Source organism: Mesorhizobium sp. M4A.F.Ca.ET.090.04.2.1, from assembly GCF_003999085.1.
Taxonomy (GTDB): domain Bacteria; phylum Pseudomonadota; class Alphaproteobacteria; order Rhizobiales; family Rhizobiaceae; genus Mesorhizobium.
This window is the reverse complement of record NZ_RZOT01000521.1, coordinates 1-4,393: the sequence shown is the minus strand read 5'-3', so window position 1 is coordinate 4,393 and position 4,393 is coordinate 1. Positions and strand designations below refer to the sequence as shown.

The window sequence follows — 4,393 nt, the reverse complement described above, 5'->3', positions numbered from 1 at the left end:
GTCATCCGCGATCCGGTCTGCGGCATGACGGTCGATCAGACCGCCGGCAAGCCGACCGCCGAGCATGGCGGCCAGATCCATCATTTTTGCAGCGAGGGCTGCCGTTCGAAATTCGACGCCGATCCGGAAAGATACCTGACCGCCACCGATCCCGTTTGCGGCATGAGTGTCGATCGCTCCAGCGCCAGACACTTTATCCGCCACGAGGGCCAGGGCTTCTACTTCTGCTCGGCCGGCTGCAAGGGCAAGTTCGAGGCCGCGCCGGCCAATTATCTCGGCGACCGGCCGGCACCACAGCCGATGCCGAAGGGCACGCAATACACCTGTCCGATGCATCCCGAGATCATCCGCGACAAGCCGGGCGCTTGCCCGATCTGCGGCATGGCGCTGGAGCCGATGGGAGTGCCGACCGGCGACGAGGGTCCGAATCCCGAACTTGTCGATTTCACCCGGCGATTCTGGGTCAGCGCAGTGCTGTCCTTGCCCCTGCTCGTCATCGCCATGGCGCCTATGCTCGGCCTGAGCTTCGAAAGCTTAATCGACGACCGCACGAAGACATGGGCGGAGCTAGCGCTGGCGAGCCCTGTCGTGCTGTGGGCGGCGTTCCCGTTCTTCCATCGCGGCTGGGACTCGATCCGCAACCGCAGCCCCAACATGTGGACGCTGATCTCGCTCGGCGTCGGCGCGGCCTACCTCTACAGCGTCGCCGCCACGCTGTTTCCGGACATCTTTCCACACCAGTTCCGCGGCCATGGCGGCGCCGTGCCTGTCTATTTCGAGGCCGCCGCCGTCATCGTGGCACTGGTGTTCCTCGGCCAGGTGCTGGAGCTCAGAGCCCGCGAGCGCACCGGCTCGGCCATCCGCGCACTGCTCGACCTGGCACCGAAGACGGCGCGGCTGATCGGCGCCGACGGCTCCGAGAGCGACGTGCCGCTCGATACGGTCAAGGCCGGCGACCGGCTGCGCATCCGTCCGGGCGATGCCGTCCCGGTTGACGGCGTCGTGCTCGAGGGGCGCTCGGCGATCGACGAATCGATGATCACCGGCGAGCCGCTGCCGGTCGAAAAGACCGAGGGCGACGCGCTGACCGGCGGCACGCTCAACAAGAACGGCTCGCTGGTCATGCGCGCCGAGCGCATCGGCGCCGAGACGACGCTGTCGCGCATCGTCGAACTGGTTGCCAAGGCGCAGCGCTCGCGGGCGCCGATCCAGGGACTGGCGGACCGTGTTTCCTTCTATTTCGTCCCGGCCGTCGTGCTGGTGGCGCTCGCCGCCTTCGCCGCCTGGGCGGTCCTCGGGCCGCAGCCCAGCCTGATCTTCGCCATCGTCTCGGCGGTGTCGGTGCTGATCATCGCCTGCCCATGCGCGCTGGGGCTGGCGACGCCGATGTCGATCATGACGGCGACCGGACGCGGCGCCCATGCCGGCGTGCTGATCAAGGAGGCGGCGGCGCTGGAGCGCTTCGCTTCCGTTGACACGCTGATCGTCGACAAGACCGGCACGCTGACCGAGGGCCGGCCGCGGCTGACCGACGTCGTCCCCGCCGGCGGCATCGCGGAAAACGAACTTCTGGCGCTGGCCGCCTCGCTTGAGAAGGGTTCGGAGCATCCGCTTGCCGAGGCGATCGTCGAGGGTGCGGCGGACCGCGGTATCAAGATAGCCGATGCCGGCGACTTCGAGGCGGTCACCGGCAAGGGTGTGTCCGGCACGGTGGCCGGCAGCAAGGTCGCGCTCGGCAATCCGGCGATGATGGCCGATCTCGGCATCGACACGGGCCTGGTTTCAGGGCCGGCGGACGCGCTGCGGGGCGAGGGCAAGACGGCGATGTTCGTCGCCATTGGCGGCAGGCTGGCCGGCATCGTCGCCGTCGCCGACCCGGTCAAGGCGACGACGGCCGAGGCGATCCGGGCGCTGCATGACAGCGGCTTGCGGATCATAATGGCGACCGGCGACAATGAGCGCACGGCGAGCGCCATCGCTGGCAAGCTCGGCATCGACGAAGTGCGCGCCGGCCTGCTGCCCGAGCAGAAGGGCGCGCTGGTCGAGGAACTGCGCACCAAGGGCGCAGGTGTCGCCATGGCCGGCGACGGCGTCAACGATGCGCCGGCACTTGCCGCCGCCGATGTTGGCATCGCCATGGGCACCGGCGCCGATGTTGCGGTGGAAAGCGCCGGCATCACGCTGGTCAAGGGCGATCTCAACGGCATCGTCAGGGCCCGCACGCTTGCCCGGGCGACGATCCGCAACATCCGCCAGAACCTTTTCTTCGCTTTCCTCTACAACGTGCTCGGGGTGCCCGTCGCGGCGGGCGTGCTCTACCCGCTCACCGGCACGCTGCTGTCGCCGATGCTGGCGGCGGCGGCGATGAGCCTGTCCTCGGTCTCGGTCATCGGCAACGCATTGCGGCTGAGGACGTTGAAACTCTGATCGAAGCTCCCAAATACGACTATCCCATCAACAGGAGATACTGGATGACCTTGGCCAAGAAGATCGTGTTGCTGCTGATGGCGGTGGGAATGCTGCTCGCCGTCTTCCTCGAAAGCGTTCCGGCGCAGTCGCAGGAGATGAAGCACGACATGTCCGGCATGGCGATGGGCGCGGAGAGCCCTTCGACCGCCGACTACAAGGCGGCGATGGACAAGATGCATGCCGCCATGATGGCAGATGAGTATTCGGGCGATGCCGACGTCGACTTCGTCCGCGGCATGATCCCGCATCACCAGGGCGCCATCGACATGGCCAAGGTGGTGCTCGCCAACGGCAAGGATCCGGAAATCCGCAGGCTCGCCGAAGGTGTCCTCAAGGCGCAGGAGGCCGAGATCAAGGAGATGCAGGCCTGGCTCGCCGCCCATCCGGCGAAGTAGGTTTTTGGCACGCGAGAAATCCGGGCGGGCTTGGCACCACTGGATTTCCTATCGCGGCTGTGATGCGATCCCGCCGTCAATGAGAGCCCAGTCATGCCATCGACCATCAGAACCACCACATTGCCCTCGGGCGAAGCCGTCCAGGTGCTCGGCCAGGGCACTTGGAAAATGGGCGAGGACAGCCGCCACCGCGCCGACGAGGTGAGGGCCTTGCGGCTTGGGCTCGACCTCGGCATGACGCTGATCGACACCGCGGAGATGTATGCCAGCGGCGGCGCCGAGGAAGTGGTGGCGGAGGCCATCGCCGGGCGGCGCGACGAGCTGTTCCTGGTTAGCAAGGTGCTGCCGTCCAATGCCTCGCGCGCCGGGGTGAAGCGGGCCTGCGAGAACAGTCTGAGGCGTCTCGCCACGGACCGCATCGACCTCTATCTGCTGCACTGGCCGGGCAGCGTGCCGCTGGCCGAGACCGTCGAGGCTTTCGAGGCGCTGAAGGCGACCGGCAAGATCGGCCATTGGGGCGTCAGCAATTTCGACACCGATGAGATGGAGGAACTGGTCGGGCTGCGCGACGGCAGCAGCGTCCAGACAAATCAGGTGCTCTACAATCTTGCGCGTCGCGGCCCCGAATTCGACCTCGCGCCCTGGAGCCGGGAGCGCGGCATTCCGCTGATGGCCTATTCGCCGGTCGAGCAGGGCGCGCTGGCGCGCAATGGCCGGCTGGAAGCCATCGCCGCCCGCCACAACGCGACGGCCGCGCAGATCGCCCTTGCCTGGGTAATGGGCCAGGAAGGCGTCATCGCCATTCCGAAGGCGAGCAAGCCCGAGCATGTCCGCCAGAACGTTGCCGCGCTCGACATCAGGCTGACACCGGAGGACTTCGCCGAGCTCGACCGCGCCTTCCCGCCGCCCACCCGCAAGCGTGGGCTGGAGATGATTTGAAGCCGCGCCGCGTCAGGGCTTTGTAGCCAACCCCTTCAGCCTGTAGAGCGCCTCCAGCGCCTCGCGCGGCGTCATCTCGTCGGGATTGATCGTGACGAGTGCGTCGCTCAGCGCGTCGTTCTTTGCCGGCCTAGGTGCTTCGCGTTTCGCCGCCACCGAAAACAGCGGCAGGTCGTCGACCAGGCGATTGGCCTTGCCCGACACCTCGCCTTCCTCGAGTTGGTGCAGCACTTCTTTTGCCCGCGCCACCACGGCCTCCGGCAGGCCGGCGAGCCGCGCCACCTGTACGCCGTAGGAACGGTCCGCCGCGCCCTTGCCGACTTCGTGCAGGAACACAACCTCGCCCTCCCATTCCTTGACCCGCATGGTGACGTTGGAGAGGCGGGGGAGCTTGCCGGCCAGCGCCGTCATCTCGTGGAAATGCGTGGCGAAGATCGCTCGGCACCGGTTCTTCTCGTGCAGATACTCCACCGCCGCCCAGGCGATCGATAGGCCGTCGAAGGTCGCTGTGCCGCGGCCGATCTCATCGAGGATCACCAGCGCCCGCTCGCCTGCCTGGTTAGGATCGCGGCCGTCTCGACCATCTCGAC

General features: G+C 67.2%; 3 protein-coding genes and 1 pseudogene. 3 read left to right on the top strand and 1 reads right to left on the bottom strand.

The window, feature by feature from the left end; genetic code table 11:
- The 3 genes from EN781_RS27150 to EN781_RS27140 all read left to right on the top strand — a co-directional run.
- Positions 1-2,427, top strand: a 2,427-nt coding sequence (locus tag EN781_RS27150; RefSeq protein WP_127400505.1) for a heavy metal translocating P-type ATPase, incomplete at its 5' end; no start/stop codon positions are given.
- Positions 2,428-2,471: 44 nt separating this feature from the next.
- Positions 2,472-2,864 (top strand): DUF305 domain-containing protein, encoded by a 393-nt coding sequence (locus tag EN781_RS27145; RefSeq protein WP_126056808.1) that lies wholly within the window; start codon positions 2,472-2,474, stop codon positions 2,862-2,864.
- Between the two features lie 93 nt (positions 2,865-2,957).
- Positions 2,958-3,803: an aldo/keto reductase gene (locus tag EN781_RS27140; RefSeq protein ID WP_126056807.1), complete on the top strand. Its 846-nt coding sequence runs from the start codon at positions 2,958-2,960 to the stop codon at positions 3,801-3,803.
- Between the two features lie 12 nt (positions 3,804-3,815).
- Here the strand turns inward: EN781_RS27140 and EN781_RS27135 are convergent.
- Positions 3,816-4,393, bottom strand: a pseudogene (locus EN781_RS27135) (DNA mismatch repair protein MutS); the annotation flags it as partial.

Coding starts and splice junctions, on each gene's coding strand:
- EN781_RS27140 (WP_126056807.1), top strand. CDS start 2,958: ATGCCATCGACCATCAGAACCACCACATTGCCCTCGGGCGAAGCCGTC.
- EN781_RS27145 (WP_126056808.1), top strand. CDS start 2,472: ATGACCTTGGCCAAGAAGATCGTGTTGCTGCTGATGGCGGTGGGAATG.